This window comes from Acidobacteriota bacterium (genome assembly GCA_018268895.1).
GTDB lineage: Bacteria > Acidobacteriota > Terriglobia > Terriglobales > Acidobacteriaceae > Edaphobacter.
Window position 1 is genome coordinate 269,852 of record JAFDVP010000007.1, and the last position, 19,973, is coordinate 289,824.

The 19,973-nt window shown below is 62.2% G+C and carries 18 protein-coding genes and 1 pseudogene; 5 read left to right on the forward strand and 14 right to left on the reverse strand.

Annotated features, from left to right (window positions below; translation table 11 throughout):
• Positions 1-4 precede the first annotated feature (4 nt).
• Positions 5-478: a hypothetical protein gene (locus tag JSS95_08660; protein ID MBS1799882.1), complete on the forward strand. Its 474-nt coding sequence runs from the start codon at positions 5-7 to the stop codon at positions 476-478.
• 291 nt (positions 479-769) lie between these two features.
• On the opposite strand, the gene JSS95_08665 is transcribed toward JSS95_08660, so the two are convergent.
• On the reverse strand, positions 770-1,240 hold the full coding sequence (locus JSS95_08665) for a rhodanese-like domain-containing protein (GenBank protein ID MBS1799883.1): 471 nt from the start codon (positions 1,238-1,240) through the stop codon (positions 770-772).
• Positions 1,241-1,290: 50 nt separating this feature from the next.
• On the opposite strand from JSS95_08665, the gene JSS95_08670 reads away from it, so the two are divergent.
• The 3 genes from JSS95_08670 (at position 1,291) to JSS95_08680 (ending at position 4,077) form a co-directional block, all read left to right on the forward strand.
• Positions 1,291-1,668, forward strand: a complete 378-nt coding sequence (locus JSS95_08670) for a helix-turn-helix transcriptional regulator (GenBank protein ID MBS1799884.1) — start codon at positions 1,291-1,293, stop codon at positions 1,666-1,668.
• Positions 1,665-3,068 carry an MBL fold metallo-hydrolase gene (locus tag JSS95_08675; protein MBS1799885.1) on the forward strand — a complete coding sequence of 468 codons (1,404 nt, stop codon included), beginning with the start codon at positions 1,665-1,667 and terminating at the stop codon, positions 3,066-3,068. Before JSS95_08670 ends, JSS95_08675 begins: the two co-directional genes overlap by 4 nt.
• 196 nt (positions 3,069-3,264) lie before the next feature.
• Complete coding sequence (locus JSS95_08680) at positions 3,265-4,077, forward strand: gamma-glutamyl-gamma-aminobutyrate hydrolase family protein (protein ID MBS1799886.1); 813 nt, start codon at positions 3,265-3,267, stop codon at positions 4,075-4,077.
• A 30-nt stretch (positions 4,078-4,107) separates the two neighbouring features.
• Here JSS95_08680 and JSS95_08685 read toward each other — a convergent pair whose 3' ends face one another.
• From JSS95_08685 to JSS95_08700, 4 genes are all read right to left on the reverse strand, one after another.
• Complete coding sequence (locus JSS95_08685) at positions 4,108-4,563, reverse strand: DUF1801 domain-containing protein (protein ID MBS1799887.1); 456 nt, start codon at positions 4,561-4,563, stop codon at positions 4,108-4,110.
• 877 nt (positions 4,564-5,440) lie between these two features.
• Entirely contained in the window at positions 5,441-5,848 is a 408-nt protein-coding gene (locus JSS95_08690) for a DoxX family protein (GenBank protein ID MBS1799888.1), read from the reverse strand.
• Positions 5,845-6,273 (reverse strand): SRPBCC domain-containing protein, encoded by a 429-nt coding sequence (locus JSS95_08695; protein MBS1799889.1) that lies wholly within the window; start codon positions 6,271-6,273, stop codon positions 5,845-5,847. Before JSS95_08695 ends, JSS95_08690 begins: the two co-directional genes overlap by 4 nt.
• A 2-nt stretch (positions 6,274-6,275) precedes the next feature.
• The gene (locus tag JSS95_08700) at positions 6,276-6,599 is read right to left on the reverse strand and encodes a winged helix-turn-helix transcriptional regulator (protein MBS1799890.1); all 324 of its coding nucleotides are present in this window, start codon (positions 6,597-6,599) and stop codon (positions 6,276-6,278) included.
• Between the two features lie 407 nt (positions 6,600-7,006).
• On the opposite strand from JSS95_08700, the gene JSS95_08705 reads away from it, so the two are divergent.
• Positions 7,007-8,206 (forward strand): hypothetical protein, encoded by a 1,200-nt coding sequence (locus JSS95_08705; protein MBS1799891.1) that lies wholly within the window; start codon positions 7,007-7,009, stop codon positions 8,204-8,206.
• A gap of 3 nt (positions 8,207-8,209) precedes the next feature.
• On the opposite strand, the gene bcp is transcribed toward JSS95_08705, so the two are convergent.
• The 9 genes and pseudogenes from bcp to JSS95_08750 form a co-directional block, all read right to left on the reverse strand.
• Complete coding sequence (gene bcp, locus JSS95_08710; GenBank protein ID MBS1799892.1) at positions 8,210-8,668, reverse strand: thioredoxin-dependent thiol peroxidase; 459 nt, start codon at positions 8,666-8,668, stop codon at positions 8,210-8,212.
• Positions 8,669-8,781: 113 nt separating this feature from the next.
• A complete protein-coding gene (gene fabD / locus JSS95_08715; GenBank protein ID MBS1799893.1) occupies positions 8,782-9,795 on the reverse strand; it encodes an ACP S-malonyltransferase in 1,014 nt (337 codons plus the stop codon).
• A 62-nt stretch (positions 9,796-9,857) separates the two neighbouring features.
• On the reverse strand, positions 9,858-12,860 hold the full coding sequence (locus tag JSS95_08720) for a diguanylate cyclase (GenBank protein MBS1799894.1): 3,003 nt from the start codon (positions 12,858-12,860) through the stop codon (positions 9,858-9,860).
• Positions 12,861-12,983: 123 nt separating this feature from the next.
• On the reverse strand, positions 12,984-13,838 hold the full coding sequence (locus JSS95_08725; GenBank protein MBS1799895.1) for an FkbM family methyltransferase: 855 nt from the start codon (positions 13,836-13,838) through the stop codon (positions 12,984-12,986).
• 288 nt (positions 13,839-14,126) lie between these two features.
• Positions 14,127-14,312: pseudogene (locus tag JSS95_08730) on the reverse strand (hypothetical protein).
• A gap of 277 nt (positions 14,313-14,589) precedes the next feature.
• Positions 14,590-15,243 (reverse strand): DUF4230 domain-containing protein, encoded by a 654-nt coding sequence (locus tag JSS95_08735; GenBank protein MBS1799896.1) that lies wholly within the window; start codon positions 15,241-15,243, stop codon positions 14,590-14,592.
• A 26-nt stretch (positions 15,244-15,269) separates the two neighbouring features.
• The gene (locus tag JSS95_08740; protein MBS1799897.1) at positions 15,270-16,943 is read right to left on the reverse strand and encodes a CTP synthase; all 1,674 of its coding nucleotides are present in this window, start codon (positions 16,941-16,943) and stop codon (positions 15,270-15,272) included.
• Between the two features lie 199 nt (positions 16,944-17,142).
• Entirely contained in the window at positions 17,143-18,786 is a 1,644-nt protein-coding gene (locus JSS95_08745) for an acido-empty-quinoprotein group A (protein MBS1799898.1), read from the reverse strand.
• 80 nt (positions 18,787-18,866) lie between these two features.
• Positions 18,867-19,727 carry a c-type cytochrome gene (locus JSS95_08750; protein MBS1799899.1) on the reverse strand — a complete coding sequence of 287 codons (861 nt, stop codon included), beginning with the start codon at positions 19,725-19,727 and terminating at the stop codon, positions 18,867-18,869.
• Between the last annotated feature and the right edge of the window lie 246 nt (positions 19,728-19,973).

The following is a 19,973-nucleotide window of genomic DNA, read 5'->3' on the forward strand; positions in this document are numbered from 1 at the left end:
CAGCATGTTTGTCATCAGGGACTGTGAGCACGTAAACGCCCCTATCGAGCGCTGTTTCCAGCTTTCAACCCACCTGGGGCTGATGGCCGGCAGCATAGGGATGACGCCTGTCTCCCGCACGGGAGCCAGGTCCGAAGGCCTGCTCGACTCCGGCGACCGCGTCGTCTGGTACGGCTGGAAGTTCGGCCTGCCGCACGTGCACGAGAGCCGGATCGCCACCTACGATCCACCACATCTCTTCCTCGACACCATGGAGCGCGGACGCTTCAAGCGCTTCGAGCAGGAGTACAACTTCAGCGAGGTCGGCGGTCACACCCTCGTGCTCGGCTACGTGCGCTACTCCATGCCCCTCGGCCTGGCAGGAAGAATGGCAGGGCGCCGCCTCGTGCTGCCGCACATGGTCAGGCTGCTGCGTGCGCGCCTGGCGCTGCTCAAACAGATCGCCGAAGGCGACCAGTGGCGCAAATACCTGCCCTGATACAGAAAGGGTGGGACGAATCTCCCGCCATCTCTCAATGACCGTCCTCCTGAGCGAGCGCAGGCCCCCGATAAATTCGTCATCCTGAGTGAAGTCATTGCGAAGCAATGACGCAGTCGAAGGACCTGCATTTTCCCGTCCCGGCACAAAGCAAAAGAACAAATACAGGTCCTTCGACCGCGCGTTCGCAAAAAACACGAACGCTTTGCTCAGGATGACAATTTTCTGAGGTGAGGTTATGCAAGAGAAGTTTAATCCTCACACAGGTACCCAACCGGGAACCGAACCCGTTCAGACCGCCCGGTTCCACGGCATGCGCCCCAACAGCGAAGCCATCATGCAGATGTCGCTGACACCCGCAAAAACCAGCCCCGCGCCCACTGCGGCCGTCGCAAGCAGAAAGTACCGCGAGACCACTATCGCCAGCAGCAGCGTGATCAACACCAGCGATCCGGCGGCCACGCGGACCTGGCGCTCGAGCGACCACGGCCTCCGCGCAATCGTCACCAGCGGCTTGCCCTGCTCGCGCCACGCCTCGACGCCTCCGGCCAGCACCTCGACGCTGACAAAGCCCCTGTCCGCAAGCAGCCGACGCGCCTCCTCCGCCCTCCTTCCGCTGCGGCAGACCAGCATCACCGGCTGCGCGCGCTCCCAGGCGGCGCTCGCCTCCGCCAGCGTGCCCAGCGGCGCCAGTTCAGATCCGGCGATATGGCCGCCTGCAAACTCCGGATACTCGCGAACATCGATCCACCGCAAACTCATCTCGTTCTTCCTCTCTATATCGATATATGATTATATGGTAATATAACAATATGAAGAAGGCAACGAACGGACAGGCGATGAACGAGGCGATGCTCGACCTCGTCGCGCGCCGCTTCCGCATCCTCGGCGAACCCTACCGCCTGCGCATCCTCCAGCAGCTCGAGCAGGGCGAGCTCTCCGTCGGCGCCCTGGTTGCGGCGCTCGACGGCAACCAGCCCAACGTCTCCCGCCATCTCCAGGTGCTCTACGACGCCGGACTCGTCAGCCGCCGCCGCGACGGAACGTCGGTCCTCTACGCCATCGGCGACCCCGTCATCTTCAAGCTCTGCGATCTCGTCTGCCGCAACACCAGCCAGCGCACCCAGCAATCCCTCGACCGCCTGCAGGGAGTATCCTCCCAGCGGACGGCGCAAAGGAGCAGGCAATGATCAAACAGTTTGAAGTTCCCGGGCTGGCACAGTACTCCTACATCGTCTCCTCCGAGGGCCAGGCCGTCGTCATCGACGCCATGCGCGATATCGCTCCCTACCTCGCCTACGCCCGCGAGCACGGTCTCACCATCGCATACGTCACCGAAACCCACATCCATGCCGACTTCGCCGCCGGTTCAAAGGCCCTCGCTGAAGCGGTCAATGCCGAGCTCGCCCTTAGCGGCTACGATCACGACGAGCTCTACCAGTACGCCATGCCGCACTGCGCGCTCAAGGACGGCGACTCGATCGAATTCGGCAGGCTCCGTCTCCAGGCGCTACACACCCCCGGCCACACCCCCGAGCATCTCTCCTTCCTGCTCTTCGACCTGGACGGCAGCGCCACCGAACCCAGTGCCATCTTCACCGGTGACTTCCTCTTCCTCGGCTCGCTCGGCCGCCCCGACCTGCTCGGCGAAGAGGCCAAGCACACGCTCGCCCACCAGCTCTACCGCAGCCTGCACCAGCGCATCGCCTCTGTGCCGGACTCCGCGACCGTCTACCCCGGCCACGGCGCCGGGTCGCTCTGTGGAGCGGGCATGAGCGAAGGCGGCCAGTCCACGCTCGGCTTCGAACGCCAGACGCAGCACCTCTTCCGCCTCGACGAAGACGATTTTGTCCGGCAGATTCTCGCCTCCGTGCCGCCCATGCCCGCCTACTACCCCCGCATGAAGCGCCTCAACGCCGTCGGCGCACCCGCGCCTCTCCCGTCCATGCCCAGCCTCTCCGCCGCACAGTTGCAGCAACAGATCTCCGCCAACCCGGGCAACATCACCCTGCTCGACACCCGCGACGTCGAAAGCTTCGCTACCGCGCACATCCCCGGCGCCATCAACCTCGCCGCGGGACCCAGCCTTCCGCTTTGGGCCGGATGGCTGCTCGACCCGGAGAAGCCCATCGTCATCATCACCGGCAGCGATGATCGTACCCTGTCCCACGACGCCAATCCCCGCACCTCCCTGCTGCGCGTCGGACTCGACCGCATCGCCGGCCAGCTACCCTTCAGCCGCTGGGCCGAGGCAGAGTATGAGACGCAAGCCACGCCGCTGCTCTCCGCTCCAGAGGCAGCCGCTGCGGCACAGCACGCGGCCCCGCACCCACTCCTCATCGACGTGCGCAACCCCGCCGAGTGGGCCACTGGCCACATCGCCGGCGCCACAAACATCGCGCTCGGCGACCTCGCGACAAAGCTCTCAACACTCAACCCCGCCCAGCCAGTCATCACTATCTGCGGCAGCGGATACCGCGCCGCCGCGGCCGCCAGCCTGCTCGCCGCCCGCGGCTTCCAGAACGTAAGCATCATGGACGGGGGCATGGCCGCCTGGGCCGAACACAACCTCCCCACCACGCACCCCTGAACACCGCTGCACCCTTCCTCTCTCATTCCAGACGAAGCAGAGGTGCCCCATATCTGGCGGTCGTATCGCCAGATACGGGTTCATTCATGCGAAGCGCTAACCCGCCTCCCTCAAGCGCCAGCCTGCCCTGGGCGAGGTCGAATGGAAGCTGCTTTTTCTCTCCCTCCAACATTGGCCGTATCATCTACAGAGAGCCATGAAGCCGCGCATCGCCATCCCCGTACCCACCAGCACGAATCTTGAGTACAACGGAAAGTCCTGGCCGATGTATGCCGAGGCCATCACCCGCGCCGGCGGCATCCCCGTCGAGATACCGCTCTCGCTCTCGCAGCGCGAGGTCGCCGACCTCATCAACACCTGCCACGGAGTCCTTCTCCCCGGCTCTCCCGCCGACGTCAATCCGCACAAGTTCGGCCACGAGCCCGCCCCCGAGACCTCACCCGCCGACCCCGCCCGCGAGAACGTCGACGAACTCCTGATCCAGGACGCGCACAACCTCTACAAGCCGCTCCTCTGCATCTGCTTCGGCACGCAGTCGCTCAACGTGTGGCGGGGCGGGACCCTCGTCCAGCATCTCGCGCCGATGCCCGTCAACCACCCCGCCGGAAAGACCGTCGCCGTCGCGCACAACGCTGCCGTTGCACCCGACTCGGTGCTCGGCGCAATCGTCGGAGACGGCAAAGCCTCCGACGGCAAGCCGGAAGCACCAGAGGAGAACGGCTTCCTCTCGCTGCCCATCAACTCCTCGCACCACCAGGCCATCGGTATCCCCGGCGACGGCCTGCGCGTCGTAGCCCGCTGCCCGCAGGATGCAGTGATCGAAGCGGTCGAAGGCGGACAGGACCCGCACAATCCCAACGCCCACTTCGTCCTCGCCGTACAGTGGCACCCCGAGCGCAGCTACGACATCTCCGCCGCCTCCCGCGCCATCTTTGAGCGCTTCGTCAACGAAGCCGCGCAGTGGAAGCCCCGGCCTATCCACACCTCGGTGGCAGTAACGACGAGCTGAAGAGAGTCATCGCATAGCCGAACCAATCAGTCAGCCCTGCTTACTGTTCGCTCGCTGAGGCTTCGCGCTGCTCTTGTGCTTAAGAGACGCCACTTCAAGATTCAGCGCCACCGCCGCGCGAACCAGCGCCTTCAACGCAGCCTCATTAATCTTCTCGCCTTCGCGAATATCGATCGCGCGCCGCACATTCCCCTCAAGGCTCGAATTGAAAATTTCCGCAGGGTCATCCAACGAAGCGCCCTTCGCAAACGTCAGCTTCACCACGCTCTTGTACGTCTCTCCCGTGCACACAATCCCGCCGCGCGACCACACCGGCACCCCCGGCGACGTCGCCTTCGCCCACTTCCACTCCTCAACAATCTCGGGGTCGGCCTTCAGAATAATCTCGCGCACTTTTTTGAGCGTCTCACCACGCCAGTCCCCAAGTTCGTTGATCTTCGCGTCAATCGACGCAGATGCAGGCTTCACCGGAACGGACTTTTCCATATCTTTGAAATGCCTCAACTCTATTGGCTATTTGGGAGTGTGCAAATACTTGTGGTTGTCGCGACTTTGCGAAGGTTCGGAGATCTCATCAGGCCGTCAAACCACGAGATCAGAGGAGCCAATTTTTTTTCGTTCTCATCCTGCTCCGCCGAAAGTTCTGGACTTGCTCCTTCGCGTTGTATTGCCTCTATCTTCCCTTTCTTATCCACAAATCGAGACCATGTCGCAAAACCAATTTGTCGCGTGGTGCCATTGAGTCGATTAACCACAATCCGGACCAGATGACCAGAATCGCTCGACGCAGGTATTGAGGGATCTGAAAACTCTGGGATATTGTCGAATCTCGAATCTTCCACGATCGCAAGCAAAGATTTTATCTGCGAAGTGTTTAAAGAGCCCTCGTAATTTGTCCGCTGTAATGGATGCCCTGGTTTAGGTTGTACTCTCGTCTCAATTTGAAAGTGGCCATTGGACGCTACTATCAAACACCTGTCGCTAATTGCGGGAACAGACCGCAATGCAATACTTGATTCGTTGATATGGAGCCGATGAACGCTGTTAAGTTGCGCTGCAGCCGAGATAGACAACAGGGTGATAGCTGCGCAAACAGCACCCTTACTACCATGTCGTAACAATGCCAACCCTTCAGACCGTTTCACAGATCAGCAGCCTTTCCCAATAATTAGAATGTCGCGCCTAGTTACATGGGGCTGTTCCGCCGGGTGCCCCATCTTCGCGACGGTTTTATCGTCGCTAAGGTGGGCAATTTTTGCGGTAGCAAAAATCTAACAGGTTTTATCCTGCTGGGTGCCCCATCTCTGGCGGCCTCATCCAGATGCGGGAACATTCGCACAAAGCGCGAAGCGTTCTTAGAACTTCAGGAAGCCGTTCGACCAAGCACGCCAATCACCCGGCTCTCCGGCCGCAGCCACCACGATGCCAGCATCACTCCCGCAAGCGCCAGCGGAGCGATCAGATGAAATCCGTACGCCCCATACTTTCCCACTGCGGCGCACGATGCGGCCGCGCCCGTCAGGTCGAAGAAGATGCCCGCATACGCCCACTCCTTGAGCCGCGGATAACCCGGCACGAGTATCGCGATCGCGCCAAGCGCCTTCCACACTCCCAATATGCAGAAGAAGTACATCGGATAGCCGAGCTCCGGCACAACCCCATGCGGGTTGCCTATATATTGCATCACCTGCGCAACGCCGCCGCTTCCGACAAAGAATGCGATGAGCCCCGTCGCAGTCCAGTACGTGATGCTTCTCGACTTCGCTGTCACGCAGCACCTCCAGCCAGCAGTCTCTCCAGCTTCCCGAAGAAGTTCGTCCAGCCATACTTCGCTCCACCATAAGCCTGCTGCTGATCGGCGCGGAAGCCCGAGTGTTCCATGCGAAGATGGGTCCCTTTCTCCGCGGGAGTCAGCGTGAACAGCACAACCGAATCCAGCCCCAGCGCGCTCCAGCTATACGAGAGCTTTTTCAGCGGATCGACCACCAGCACCTCGCAGTCGATCACGCCGTCCCACTGCGGCATCGGCTCCGACCGGAACCGGAACCTTCGCCCCACCACCGGCTCGAAGTCGTTCTTCAGCAGCCACTCAGCCATCAGCGGGCCCTCCGTCAGCGCGCGCCACAACTTCTCCGGCGGATGCGCGAACTCTCTCTCGATCACCAGCGTACGTGTGCTCTCTGCGGTCTCGCTCATCTCTAGTCCATCCTCTCCAGAAGTCTCTCCAGCTTGTCGAACCTGTCACCCCAGAACACACCGTAGTCACGCAACCAGTCCACCATCGGGGCCAGCGCATCCGGCTGTGCGCGGTAGTGCGTCTCGCGCCCCTCACGCCGATGCCGCACCAGCTTCGCCCGCTTCAGCACCGTCAGATGCTTCGACACGGCAGGTTGCGACACGCCGGCATAACGAGTGAGCGCATGAACCGTCTGCTCCCCCTGCCGCGAAAGCTCCTCAAAGATCGCCCGGCGCGTAGGATCGGCAAGCGCGCGAAACACGTGATTGGCACGACCCGTCTTCATGAGAATAAACCATAGCCAAATGGTTATTGATTTGTCAAGAACAGAAATGCTCGTAAAAACCTTGTCATCCTGAGCGAAGTCGAATGGGAAGCACCTGCATTTTTGCCCTGGCACCCATCTCCCCAAACGAAAATACCGGCAACGCTCCAAGCGGGTGCCCATATCTGGCGGTCTTATCGTCAGATGTGGGAACATTCGCGCAGAGCGCGACCGCTTCCAGGTACGCCAAGCCTTCAGGCTGCAACAGGAAACGCGTGCGGATTACCTTAGGTAGCAGCGAGGGACATTACCGTTGCGCCGATTTGGCCCGCGCCGGTCCAGAACGAAACGGTTTATCGTTTCTACAGGGCACCGCTGCGCTATCCATGCGCGCACACCGGCCACGAATTGCGTAGAGAGGACCGGCTTTGAGGTTTCACACGGTAGCAACGGTGCAGGTCCAGGATTCGGAGAGAGTTCTGGCGGTGCTCGAACAGCGTCTGCGCGCTATGGTGAGCATCGTCGTGCGCGACGGCAGCCGGATTACTCTGCTTGGCCTTGGCCCTTCCTCGCGGGCGACCAATCAACACGATACAACCGTGATCGACGTCTGGGCCGAAAATGGCGCGACTGCCATCGGCGCCGAGGTCACCTTCCAGGCCTCGGCGTTTTTAGGGGCCACCAGCCAGGAGGAGATCATGCGTCTCAAGCTGGAACGTCTCTTCGAGGAGACGCGTGAGCAGCTCGATCTTGAGAGCAGGCACGATGTCGCGCGAATCGCCCGTATGGAAGCGCTGCTGGCTGGCAACTCGTCGGCGTCGATGCGCGTGGCGGAGAGGCCTCGTGACGCGCAACGGCCACTGGAGGCAGATGACGCAGCGACCGAATCCGCAGACTCGCGGAGTACGGCTGCGCAGCAGTCTGACATTTCACCGTCAGACTCCATGCAGGCTGGAACCGCCGTCTTCGACTCGTCCGGACCGGCAGCGAGTTCTACGGCAGACGTTGAAGACGAAGAGCTCAGCGACGCTGGCTACGTTCTCGATGAAGCTGACGGAGAGAGCTCCAACCGCTGGATCCTGTGGGCACTGCTGGCCGCCTGCATCGTCGCTGCGCTGCCCTCGACGGCGCACTATCTTTCGACGTGGCGCGAAGGCAGACAGACGGATGCTTCGCAACCGGTCGCTGCCCCGGCGCCAGTCTCCGCTGAACCTGCAAAGCCCGTTGCCGCGGCTGAGCCGGCGGACCTGTTGCGGCAGTGGGAGCTGGCCATGCAGTCCCGCGATGCCGCGGCCCAGGCTTCGTTTTATGCCGTTCCCGTGGAGCGATACTTCCTGAGCCACAATGTCAGCAAAGCGCAGGTCCAGGCCGACAAGCAACAGCAGATCGACAGTCGAAAAGGCATCTGGACCGTGAAGATGGAGAAGGTGAAGATCACCCGGACCGCCGGCAACACGGCCACTGTCAGCCTGGTAAAACACTACATGCAGCAGGAAGACGGAAAGCCGGTCAAGGAGCGGTTCGTCCCCTCGCAGCTCAAATTGAAGAGCGAGTTCGGCGTTTGGTGGATTACGTCGGAGCGCAACCTCTTCGCGACACCGGCGCCGGTTGCCACGGCCACGCCCTGATCGCTACTTCTTTTTCAGCAGCGTCAGTACCTCTTCGGCATGGCCCTCGGGCTTTACGTTCTCGAAGATATGGACCAGCCGCTGATCTGGGCCGATCAGATAGGTCGTGCGCTTCACGCCCTTCACGATCTTGCCATACATGTTCTTCGGCTTGATCAGGTCGTAGCGATTGATCAGTTCCATCTTGTCGTCGGCGAGAAGGTCGTAGGGCAGGTCGTACTTGTCCTTGAACTTCTTCTGGTCCTTCACCGTGTCGCGCGAGATGCCGAGCACAACGATGCCCGCCTTCTTGAACTTCGTGAAAGCGTCGCGAAAGCCGCACGACTCAATTGTGCAACCCGGCGTGTCGGCGCGCGGATAGAAGAAGAGCACAACGGGTGAGCCCTTGAAGTCCGAGAGCGAGACGTTGTTGCCGTCCTGGTTCTTGAGCGTGAAGTCTTGTACGAGATCGCCAGTGTTCATGTGGTTGTGCCTTTCACTCGATCCGTTATTCGACATGCCATCAAATCAACAACAACATGCCGTCATTCTGAGGCGAAGCCGAAGAATCTCTGTATTTCGTCTTGCGTTTGCAATCACGAACTGGCCGGCTGGGCTTCTTCAAGCGTATGCAGCGCCTTCTCCATCGACGCAAGGTCGTCGATGTGCGCCGAGTGTACGGGCGAATCCTTGCCGAGGATCTGGCGGTTCAGGCCGGTAAGCACCTTGCCCGGACCGACCTCGAAGAGGTGCGTCGCGCCCTGGTCGATGAGCAGATGCACGCACTCAACCCAGCGCACAGTGCCCGTCACCTGGCGTATCAGGCAGTCGCGAATATCGGAGTGGCGCGTGACCAGCAGAGCGTCGACGTTCGAGGCCACGGGGAACGCCGGATCAATGAAAGTGATCTGAAGGAAGTCATCGGCGAGCCTGTCTTGTGCGGGCTGCATCAGCGGGCAATGGAACGGTGCGCTGACGTGCAGCATGACCGTCTTCTTGGCACCGGCCTCTTTGCAGAGCGCGGCGGCATGTTCCACAGCGGCCTTAGCGCCTGAGATGGCAACCTGCGCAGGCGAGTTGAAGTTTGCCGGAGCAACAACGGCACTCGCTGGCGAGAACGTCTTCGCCGCCGGATCGGTCGGCAGCGGAGTCATCTGGTCGCTCACCTGCGAGCAGATCTCGCTGATGATGGCGGCGTCGAGGCCAAGGATGGCGGCCATCGCGCCCTCACCCTCGGGAACGGCCTCCTGCATATAGCGGCCGCGGTTGCGGACCGTGCGCACGGCATCGGCAAAGGTCAGCGTGCCGGCGATCACATGCGCGGAGTACTCGCCCAGCGAGTGGCCTGCCGCCATTACGGGAGCCACGCCGTGTTCGATCAGCACCCTCGCCACCGCGACCGAGACGGTGAGGATCGCGGGCTGCGTATGCTCGGTTTGCCGGAGTTGCTCTTCCGGGCCCTCGAAGATCAGCTTCGAGATGGAGAAGCCAAGAGCGTCGTCGGCCTCCTCGAATACGCTGCGGGCCACGGCGTGCGTGTCGTAAAAGCTGCGCCCCATGCCAACGGTCTGCGAACCCTGGCCGGGAAAGAGAAATACAGGTTTATTCATCGCCTGACTATCGTAAATGAGCAGACGGCCAGCGTGTTTAAGAGGCCAGAGACAGGACGCCGTCAGGGCATAAGCTGCGTGTCGAGCTGGTCTTCGCTGTAGAACACGATGCGGTCGCGGCCCAGCGCCTTGGCCTGGTACAGCGCCTCGTCGGCGCGGCGAACAAGGTCCTCGACGGTGGCGATGGTGGGGTCGAGCCAGGCAACGCCGAAGCTCGATGTGACGCGCACGCTGCGGCCCTCAAAGTCGAAGGGCTCACCGGCGATGGCCCGCTGCAACTGGCTCAGCCGCGCGTGCGGGTCCTGCCACGGCAGCCCCGGCATCACGATCAGGAACTCCTCGCCACCGTAGCGCCCCAGGAAGTCATACGGCCTGATGTTGTCGAACATGCGCTGCGTCGCATCGCGCAGAATCGCATCGCCGGCAAGGTGTCCCATCGTGTCGTTGATCTGCTTGAAGTGGTCGATGTCGGCCAGTACGACCGCAAGAGAAAGGCCGCCGCGATGCGCGCGGTCCATCTCGCGGATGAGGATATCGAGGATGGCGGGGCGGTTCCACACGCCGGTCAGCGCATCGCGCGTTGCCTGCGTGCGCAGGGCTTCACGTGCTGCAACCAGCTCGGCCTTCTCCGCCTCCAGCTCGCGCGTGCGTTGCGCGACCAGGTGACGCAGCATCCGCTGGCGGCTTATCAAACGGCGCTCGCGCCAGTGCCATACCAGGATCGATGCAAGAAACGTGAGCAGTGCCAGCACGAAGTAAAACGGGCTTGTACGCCACCACGGAGGCCGAATCGTGAAGCTGAAGGAGACAGGCGGAGACTGCCTCTGGCGGTCGCGGTCGATTGCCTGCAACTCGAAGCGGTAGTCGCCGGGCGGCACCGCGGCGTAGTGCAGCGTGTGCGCCGGGGTCTCGCTCCACGCACTCTCGAGCCCGGTAAGCCTGTAGCGAAACGTGAGCGCGGGCTCGCGCGCCAGATCGGACGAAGTGAAGCCCACATCCAACGAGTCGTCCTGCCAATGAAGCATCGTCGTCTTCAGCAGCGAGAGTGCATGGCCGCCCAGGCTGGCCGAGGTCACGCGAACGTCGAGCGGCGCATTGGAGAACAGCGACTCCGGGTGCAGCACATGGATCGTCCCGCCATTGACGGCGATCCACGCCGAGCCATCTTCATCGGCGAAGAAGGCTCCCTCATCCGTATCACTCGAGACGATGCCGTCGCGCCGCGTCAGCAGACGCCAGCTCTTGCCGTCGAAGACGTTGATGCCGAGGTCGGTGCCAATCCACAAACGGCCGCGCCTGTCCATACGAACGATCTGGACGACCTGCGACGCGAGCGTTGGCGTCGTCACCGAATCGATCACGCGCGCCCGTCCGCCGCCGACCCTGAGATGCAGCAGCGATGGAATACCTCCGCCGATCCACAAGGAGCCATCGGCTGCGGCGGCGATGCCGCGCATCTGGCCGCGTGTTGCGGCTGCATCCAGCTCAGTGCGCTCGAAGCGATCGCTGTTGTGCGCCAGCCGGTAAAGGTGGCTGTCGGCCAGAAACCACAAGTCATGATCGGGTGTCTCCGCCGCATCGGCGAAGGCATCGGCGGCGATCTGCGCATCCGCGATCTTCTCAATCACAGGTTGGCCATGCGCTGCGGGGTCGCGGATGACGAACAGACCTTCGCGGCTCATGATCCACAGCCGCCCCGACGAATCGGTGAAGTTGCGCGCCAGGTCCGGCAGCTTCGCGCGAAACGTGATCCTACGCACCTCAGGGTCGGTGCGCACCACTTCGCCGTTGATGCGGAAGAACCACAGCGACCCATCGCGCGACTCCGCAAAGCCCGTCGCATGTTGCAGAGGCGTCTTGATGAACGCCTTGGGCACGCTGATGCGGTGGGTCTTTTCATCCAGCAGTGAGACCTGGAACTGGTCCGATAGCCACATCCTTCCGCGGCTGTCGCGAAACATCGGCCACGCAACTTCGTCGCTCATGCCCTGCGCCGTCGTCCAGTTCTCCACCTCGCCATAGCCCAGCCAGCGATAGATGCCGTGCCCCCTGGTCGCAAACCACGGGTTTCCTCCGCGATCGAACAGGATGGTGCTGGTGTCCTTGATGACGACGCCGTTGCTGTTGTCGAACAGCCGCCACGCGCCATGCTCCCAACGCGCAAGGCCGCGGTCGGTCTGCGTCAGTACGTTGCCCTGCGCGTCCTGCGCGAAGGTCAGCAGGCCCGAGCCGCTGTAGATGCCCAGTCCATCAGGAATCTCGCGATCGCTGAACCGGCTCTCCCCATGTTGCAGCACGAGGATGTGCTGCGAGCTGCGCAGCCACAGGTTGCCCTGCCTGTCCTCGAAGCTGCGCTGCCACGTTCCCGCAGGCACTCCTGCGTCGCGAGAAAAGTTGTCGATCTGCTGGGAACCACTGTCGCCTCGCACTCTGCAAAGCGAATCGCCGCAGCCCAGCCATACCTCGTGCGCGCTTGAGACAAAGACGCTGTGCAGGTGCGACAGTTCAGGATGCGCAGCCACTGTCGCCGCATCGAAGAAGGGCTTCGTCTTCCACCCGCTTTTGCCTTGCTCGATGAGCCGGAGCGATCCGCGAACGATGAATGCCACCCGGTTTGAATCGATCGCGGCAAGCAACTGCCCGGCGCCAAAGTGGCTATCAGCCTCGGCCAGCGGAATCGCGGTGAGCCTTGTTCCGGTGATGGTGTAGAGATGATCATTGCTCGTCACCCATATGCGGCCGAAGGCGTCCTTGTACATGCCAAGCACAAGCTGCTCGCCCAGTCCTTCGGCTGCGCCGACGTGCGCAAAGCCTGCGCCGTCGTAGCGAAAGAGCCCATTTTCCGTCGCCATCCACAGAGCGCCGTCCACATCGTCCACCATGCTGAAGACGTCGAGGTTCAGCAGGCCCTCATCCTGCCCATAGTGGCTGAAGAAAAACTGTTGCGCCTGCGAGCTGTGAATCGCAAACACCAGTGCCAGCGCCATGCAGCCGATGCGCGCGGCGAGACGTCTGCCAAATTGAGAGAGAAGTGCCGAGGACGTGCGTTCAGGCTGGCTGCTCAACGGGAATCACCTGCGCGGGGCCGCCGCTCTGCACGCATGGCCCGGTAACTTTGCGCGTGCCGTAGGACGATGGCGTGCCTTTACTTTAAATCAGGCTGCCAGATTCCGTATAGATGGTTTTCTCTATGCCTGTTGTCCATGGGAACTTGCATGGCAATCGATGGAGACGACGTTCTCATGCTGAATCAGAAGCTCCCGCCCCTCTGCCGCATGGAAGCGGAAGAAGCCGAGCGAGGTTGCCTGGCCGGGAAGGAACCAGTCGTGCGGCTCCATGATGATGACGGGGAACTGAGCGATCGCCGAGCAGTCGCCATCGAAGAGCGGCTTCTCCGCGCCCTCGATGTCCAGCTTCAGCAGAAACGGCGCGTACTTCGATGAGGGCTTCGAGCCGAGCAACGTCGCCAGGCTGAAGGTGGCAAGGCCGCTCTCCGGCCCCGCGGGAACGGTGCGGTAGGCCAGGCTCCCTTCGCCGGGGTCGGTAAGCCGGGCGAAGCCGTCCCCGGCTGCAACGCCAGCCTGTCGCAGGTCAACATCGAGGTGAGCGCAGTTCTGCCGCAGCAGATCGAAGTTGTCGGGCGCAGGCTCAACGGCAACGATATGCGCCTTCGGATAGCGCGAGGCGAACCACAGAACGCTCGCCCCGATGTTCGACCCGCAATCCAGGATGAGCGGCTGCCGCCCCGAGGCAAGGGTGTCTTTGTAAAGGCTGTTGATCATGGCACAGTGCGCGCATCGCGGAAGCTCATACTGACGCTCTTCGAAGCACTGCCTGATTACGGAATAATCCGCAAAGGTGCGGCGATGCAGAATGCTTATCTGCTGATCGTTGCAGCTCAGACGCGTTCGCTGAAGTTGCGGCGGAACACCCGGATGCAGCACGCGGCGCACAAAATGCACCGCAGGCCGCGCCGTTCTGCGGACGAGGCGGCCAAAGGAGGTCGCATTCAACGCTTCGACGGTTTCCCCTTGAAGATTCATCCACTCCTCACCGAATTTGTCATCCTGAGCGAAGCGGCTCTAGCCGCCGAGAGCCTGCCCTGAGCGAAGTCGAATGGGAAGGACCTGCATTTGTAGGATGTCCAAGGAGGCGAACACGCCACCCTCTGCTACAGGAAAACGTTATACGGCGGTACCACTGGGTGCAAATGTCTGTTAAACAAAAAAGGGCCGAAGGCCCGTTATATACCAGCCTGGGGCGAAGCCCCAGGTTCTCGGGAAGAGAATGATCTCAAGGGCTGAAAGCCCGCTCCATCATCTGCGACCCTCTTACGTGCCCAGACCGATCTCCACGTCCTGCTCATCGCCGGAGTGGGAGTAGAAGTCATACGGCGTGCGCCGGTTGAACTTGTAGCGCTGACGCAGCTCGCGGCCCAGGAAAAGGCCAAGCGCGACCGCGCCCAGACCGGCCGAAACCCAGCCCACGGTCTTGATCAACGTTGACTCCTCTTCCGGCTGGGGGAAGGGCAGGACATTTGAAACAGATGCAGAATCGTCAGTGCCAGCGGACTTCATGCAAGGATGATAGCGCAGGTTGACCATCGCTGGCAGATACAACCATCGCGTCAGCAGGGGAGACTCACGGGTGATGCCATACCCCGGAATGATCCGCAGGAGTAGCAAACGGAGGTGAATGCCGGGTGCCCCATATCTGGCGGTCTTATTGTCAGATGTGGGACATTCGAGCAAAGCTCGAACCGCCTACACGGATGACAACCCCTGAAAAACCTGCCTAGTTCACCGTTACGTTCTGAAAACCAAGCCCATACAGCAACGCCATCACCGACGCCCGGGCGTTCCGGCTGGCTGCGTCCAATATGCCGTCGGAGAGGGCGGTCTGCTGCAACTGTTGCTCGGCCTTGGCGCGCGTCTCGGTCTCGAGGTTCTGGTCAACCGGAACCAGCAGCCCGGTAGAACGCGCGTAGACCCGCGTGTGTTGATTATCCAGCGTCGTATGGAAGAGCTGCGAAGGAGGTAACGTGACCCGGATCGACCGAATCCCGTTGGCCTCCGTAATCCGCACATTCTCAGGCTTTAGCTGAGCCAGGTCGATCCCGGCGACGGACTGGCCGTGAACCACCAGCAGGATGCGGTCGCCGGCCAACAGATCGGGCAGCACGGCGCTCGACCGCGACCCCTCCACCACGGTATCCAGCGAATAGACCACTGTCTCCAGCCGGTTAAGCCGTTGAATCCGCTGCACCACGGCGGGAACCGAGGTGTCGAACGTCGTCGCGCGTCCGGTGATCTTGTTGGCGAGACGCGACATGAAGCCGGTCGTCGCGTGGCGAACAAAAACCCCCATCGCCGCCGCCCCCAGCACCAGGGCAAGCAGAAAGAGTACAAAGGCACCCGCCGAGCTTCTACGGCCATATTGCGTCGTCATAGCTTGATTCCATCATGCCATGACGATCAGTGCTGTGCGTTTGCGACGCCCGCTTCTTGAAGCTGGGCCTGTGCGTGCGCCTGCCGGTTTTTGTAGCTGGCGGCCACAAAGTCGCGGAACAGCGGGTGTGGCTCGAGCGGCTTGGACTTGAACTCGGGGTGGAACTGGCAGGCGAGGAAGAACGGGTGGCTGGGGATCTCGACGATCTCGACGTAGGTGGCGTCAGGGGTGGTGCCGGTGAGGCGAAGGCCCGCGCCGGTGAGAACGGCCTCGTACTCGCGGTTGAACTCGTAGCGGTGGCGGTGGCGTTCTGAAATCTCCGTTGCTCCGTAGGCCTGTGCGGCCAGCGAGCCGGGTTCGAGAACGCAGGGCCACGCGCCCAGGCGCATCGTGCCGCCCATCTCTTCGACGCCGGTCAACTCGCGCAGCTTATAGATGATGCGGTGCGGCGTGGCGGGGTCGAACTCGCCGGAGTTCGCGTCCTTGAGGCCGCAGACGTTGCGCGCGTACTCGATGCAGGCCGTCTGCATGCCCAGGCAGATGCCGAAGTACGGCGTCTGCGTCTCGCGGGCGAAGCGGATGGCGTTGAGCATCCCCTCGATGCCGCGCTTGCCGAAGCCGCCGGGGACGAGGATGCCGTCGAAGCCGGTGAGCTGGTGCGAGAACTCGAGCGTGGGCCGACCCTCGGCGTCGTGCGTCTCCAGGCCCTCGGCCTCGATCCAGGTCACGCGCAGCTTCAGGTTGTGCGCCAGAGCGCCGTGGACCAGCGCCTCCTTGAGCGACTTGTAGCTGTCCTCGTACTCGACGTACTTGCCGACGATGGCGATCGAGACCTCGTCGCGCGGGTTGTACGCGCGGTAGACGATGTCCTGCCACTTGGAGAGGTCGGGAGCAGATGCCTCGATGTGAAGATACTTGAGGGCAAGAGAATCGACGCCCTCCTGCGCGAAGTTCAGCGGCACCTCGTAGATGCTCGGAACGTCGCGGGCGGCGATCACGGCCGCCTCCTCCACGTTGCAGAATGCGGCGATCTTCTGGCGCATCTCACGCGGCACGGCGCGGTCGGAGCGGCAGAGCAGAATGTCGGGCTGAATTCCGATCGAGAGCATCTCCTTGACGGAGTGCTGCGTCGGCTTGGTCTTCAGCTCCTGCGCCGCGGCGATCCAGGGGATCAGGGTGACGTGGACGAAGACGGTGTTCTCGCGGCCTAAGTCCTGCCGCATCTGTCGTATCGCCTCAAGGAAGGGGAGCGATTCGATGTCGCCGACGGTTCCGCCGATCTCGACGATGGCGACGTCGGTGTCCTGCGCCACCTTGCGCATGGCGTTCTTGATCTCATTGGTAACGTGGGGGATGACCTGGACGGTCTTGCCAAGGTAGTCGCCGCGGCGCTCCTTGGTGATGATCTGTTCGTAGATGCGGCCGGTGGTCAGGTTGTTGTCGCGGCTGAGCTTGGCGTGGGTGAACCGCTCATAGTGGCCGAGGTCGAGGTCGGTCTCGGCGCCGTCGTCGGTCACGAAGACCTCGCCGTGCTGAAAGGGCGACATGGTGCCGGGATCGACGTTCAGGTAGGGATCGAACTTCATCAGGTTGACGCGAAGTCCGCGCGCCTCAAGCAGGCAGCCGATCGAGGCCGCCGCGAGGCCTTTACCCAACGAAGACACAACGCCGCCCGTTACGAAGATGTACTTTGCAGACATTTCCGCGACCTCTTTGAATGACCTGGAAGTTTGTGCGTGGTGTGCACGATTAAGTATCGCAGGGTTGGGAGCCTGAGGCAAGGATGGGACGGAGTGACGGCTCTCTCCTGATCGAATCACCAAAGAATCGCGTGCTGTAGGCCACCCGGGCCGGCAGTTCTCGTTCCCACCCGTCACGGCATGAAGGATGGGATAAGAGCTACTTGCCGTCGAGCGTCATCGCGTACAGCGTGTCGCCGGCGCCCACGATGATGTTCTGCTTGCCGTCGAGCGTCCAGGTTGAGGGGCCGTTGCTGACGCGGCCGCCGACCTTCTCCGACCAGAGGATCTTTCCGTTGGCGGGATCGAAGGCGGCCAGCCGGTCGGAGTCTCCGACGAAGAGCAGGTTGCCGGCGGTGGTCAGAATTCCTCCCGCGATGCCGCCTCCCTCTCCGCCGCCTTCGCCTTTGGCGATGTGCTTCCACTTCACATCGCCGGTGGTCACGTCGAGCGCGATCAGCGACGAGGCCGGATCGAAGAAGCCTGTGCTGCCGCCGCCGTATCCCTGGGGCTCGCGCGAGGTGTCGTAGAGATAGGCGACGCTGTAGCCCTCCTGCGCATTGACGTAGAAGAGCTTTGTCAGCGGGCTGTAGCTGGGCGGCCACCAGTTGGTCCCGCCTCCGCCCGGTAGGTCGACCATCGAACCGTCGACGTGCGGCTCCTTGCCGGGGTCGGGAATCGGCTGGCCGCGCTCATCGATCCCCTTCGACCAGTTGGCAGTCTTGGTGAAGGGCTTCGAGACAAGGTTTTTGCCGTTGGTGCGGTCGAGCACAAAGAAGTAGCCGCAGCGCGCCGCCTGCGCCAGCAGCTTGCGCGGCTTGCCGTCGATCTCCATGTCGAAGAGGACGGGCGTCTCGACGTTGTCCCAGTCGTGGGTGTCGTGCGGCGAAGCCTGGAAGTACCAGACGAGCTTGCCCGTATCCGGGTTCAGCGCAACGATGGAGTCGGTGTAGAGGTTCGCACCCTTGCGGCCTTGTCCGGCGTAGACCGGGTTGGTGTTGCCGGTGCCCCAGTAGATCAGGTTCAGCTCGGGATCGTAGGTGCCGGGCATCCACGTCATGCCGCCGCCGTGGTCCATCGACTGCTGATTGGGCCAGGTCTCCGAACCGGGGTCGCCCATCTTCAGGGGCTCGGACCACCAGCGCCACTGCATCTCGCCGGTCTCGGGGTCGCGTGACTCGAGATAGCCACGCACGTCCATGGCATCGCCGCCCACGCCGATGATGACGTGGTTCTTCACGATGACGGCGGCCATGGTAGTGAAATACTGCATCTTCTCGTCGGCGACTTTTTTGCGCCAGCGCTCTTTGCCCGTCTCCGCATCGAGCGAGATGAACCATCCGTCCGGGGTCAGGAAGAAGATCCACTTGCCGTACATGCCCACGCCGCGCTGGCCCAGCACGTGCCCGCCCTGGTCCTCGAAGTCGAAGCGCCACTTCTCCTTGCCGGTACGCGCATCGACGGCGAAGACGTGGTCGGGGATGGTGAAGTAGAGCATGCCGTTCGCCATCAGCGGCGTCGACTTGATAATCAGCGGGCCCGAGCCGCGCAGCAGAGGGACGCCGGTGATCTTGTACTTCCACTTCGTCGTGAGCCGCGCAATGTTCGCCTGGTCGATCTGCTTGATCTCGCTGAAGCGCCGCCCCGAGTAGTCGCCGTTATAGGTAGGCCATACATCAGCCGGCTGGTGGAACAGCGACAGGGCCCTGGGGTCAAGACCCTTGTTGCCCTGCGCTGAATCTCCGGGTGTCCCATCCTTCGTGAAACGAAGGGTGGGATGAAGACCGCCCGAACGGAGAGTCATACTTTCCCACCCTTGCTGCGCAAGGATGGGGCACCCGGACAGAACCGTTAGCGTTAGACATGAAAGCAGGAGCCGTATCTTCATTTGAGTGTCAACAGGTACCGTGTGAGGTTGTGCAGGTCGTCGTCGGTGTATTTGGGCAGCAGGGCGCGGTGTCTTTCGAGCTTGTCGGGGATCTCGACCTTGACGGAAGGCGTCGGCCATGTGGAGGTTGTTCCATCGGCGCTCTTGAGCGTCGTCTCGAAGTCGTCGTAGTGGGCGAGCGTTCCGGTGAGCTTTTTGCCGCCGGGCGTGGTCACCGTGGCCTGACGCGGACCGCGTGTGCGCGGCCAGGCGATACGCGCCAGCATCGCCGTCGGGTCGGAGAACTTATTGCCGATTCCGGCCAGGTCGCCCGTCGCCGAATGGCAGCTTGCGCAGTTGGCCGCGAAGAACGCCTTGCCTTTGGCAGCATCGCCGCTTGTCATCTCGCCGGAGTATTTGTAGAGGCCGCGGTTGGCCGCCAGCTCGATCTCATGCTGGATGAACTCGGCGATGTCGCTGCGCTCCTCCGGGGTGAGATTCGGGAAGCCGGGCATGCCGCTCTGCGGACGGCCGTTCTTGATGACCTGGCTGACCTCTTCGTTCTTTTCGTTGTCGTGCAGCACCAGCACCGAGCGCAGAAGATTGGGGCCGATGCCGCCGCGCGCGTCCGCGCCGTGACAGACAGCGCAGCTCTGCTTGAAGAGAGGCTCGCCGCGCTTTGCCGCCTCGGCATTGGGAACGCGGCCAAGCCCGAGAAACACATGGGAGCGGTCGGCGCCGCTGCTCGCATTGGGCTGGCGTTGCAGGTTGGGCTCCTGCATGTGCGCCGAGACGCGCGTCGTACGCGGGCCAAAAGAGATGACGGTAAGACAGAGGAGTCCGGCCGCTGATAACAGGACCGCTGGTGTTCTCGACATGCCGCTCTTTCAAGCCCCTTTGCGCGAAGACATACCGGCCAGAACCCACCCTGCCGGAAATTGGTCAGACAAGTATAGCCTCAGCTTGCAACCGTTGGCACCATCAAATCCGGTGCTCGGACGCTCACTGCCGGGTGCCCCATTCATGACGCAGCTTTATCGCGGCATGAGTGGGCCAGCCACGAAACCCGGGTGCCCCATCTTCGCGACGGCTTTATCGTCGCTAAGGTGGGTTTGCAGGATCCT

Bases quoted from the DNA above. Each gene is read 5' to 3' on its own strand.
- JSS95_08735 (MBS1799896.1), bottom strand. From the start codon at position 15,243: ATGACGACGCAATATGGCCGTAGAAGCTCGGCGGGTGCCTTTGTACTC.
- JSS95_08745 (MBS1799898.1), bottom strand. From the start codon at position 18,786: ATGACTCTCCGTTCGGGCGGTCTTCATCCCACCCTTCGTTTCACGAAG.
- JSS95_08665 (MBS1799883.1), bottom strand. From the start codon at position 1,240: ATGAGTTTGCGGTGGATCGATGTTCGCGAGTATCCGGAGTTTGCAGGC.
- fabD (MBS1799893.1), bottom strand. From the start codon at position 9,795: ATGAATAAACCTGTATTTCTCTTTCCCGGCCAGGGTTCGCAGACCGTT.
- JSS95_08685 (MBS1799887.1), bottom strand. From the start codon at position 4,563: ATGGAAAAGTCCGTTCCGGTGAAGCCTGCATCTGCGTCGATTGACGCG.
- JSS95_08750 (MBS1799899.1), bottom strand. From the start codon at position 19,727: ATGTCGAGAACACCAGCGGTCCTGTTATCAGCGGCCGGACTCCTCTGT.
- bcp (MBS1799892.1), bottom strand. From the start codon at position 8,668: ATGAACACTGGCGATCTCGTACAAGACTTCACGCTCAAGAACCAGGAC.
- JSS95_08725 (MBS1799895.1), bottom strand. From the start codon at position 13,838: ATGAATCTTCAAGGGGAAACCGTCGAAGCGTTGAATGCGACCTCCTTT.
- JSS95_08670 (MBS1799884.1), top strand. From the start codon at position 1,291: ATGAAGAAGGCAACGAACGGACAGGCGATGAACGAGGCGATGCTCGAC.
- JSS95_08695 (MBS1799889.1), bottom strand. From the start codon at position 6,273: ATGAGCGAGACCGCAGAGAGCACACGTACGCTGGTGATCGAGAGAGAG.
- JSS95_08680 (MBS1799886.1), top strand. From the start codon at position 3,265: ATGAAGCCGCGCATCGCCATCCCCGTACCCACCAGCACGAATCTTGAG.
- JSS95_08700 (MBS1799890.1), bottom strand. From the start codon at position 6,599: ATGAAGACGGGTCGTGCCAATCACGTGTTTCGCGCGCTTGCCGATCCT.
- JSS95_08660 (MBS1799882.1), top strand. From the start codon at position 5: ATGTTTGTCATCAGGGACTGTGAGCACGTAAACGCCCCTATCGAGCGC.
- JSS95_08675 (MBS1799885.1), top strand. From the start codon at position 1,665: ATGATCAAACAGTTTGAAGTTCCCGGGCTGGCACAGTACTCCTACATC.
- JSS95_08740 (MBS1799897.1), bottom strand. From the start codon at position 16,943: ATGTCTGCAAAGTACATCTTCGTAACGGGCGGCGTTGTGTCTTCGTTG.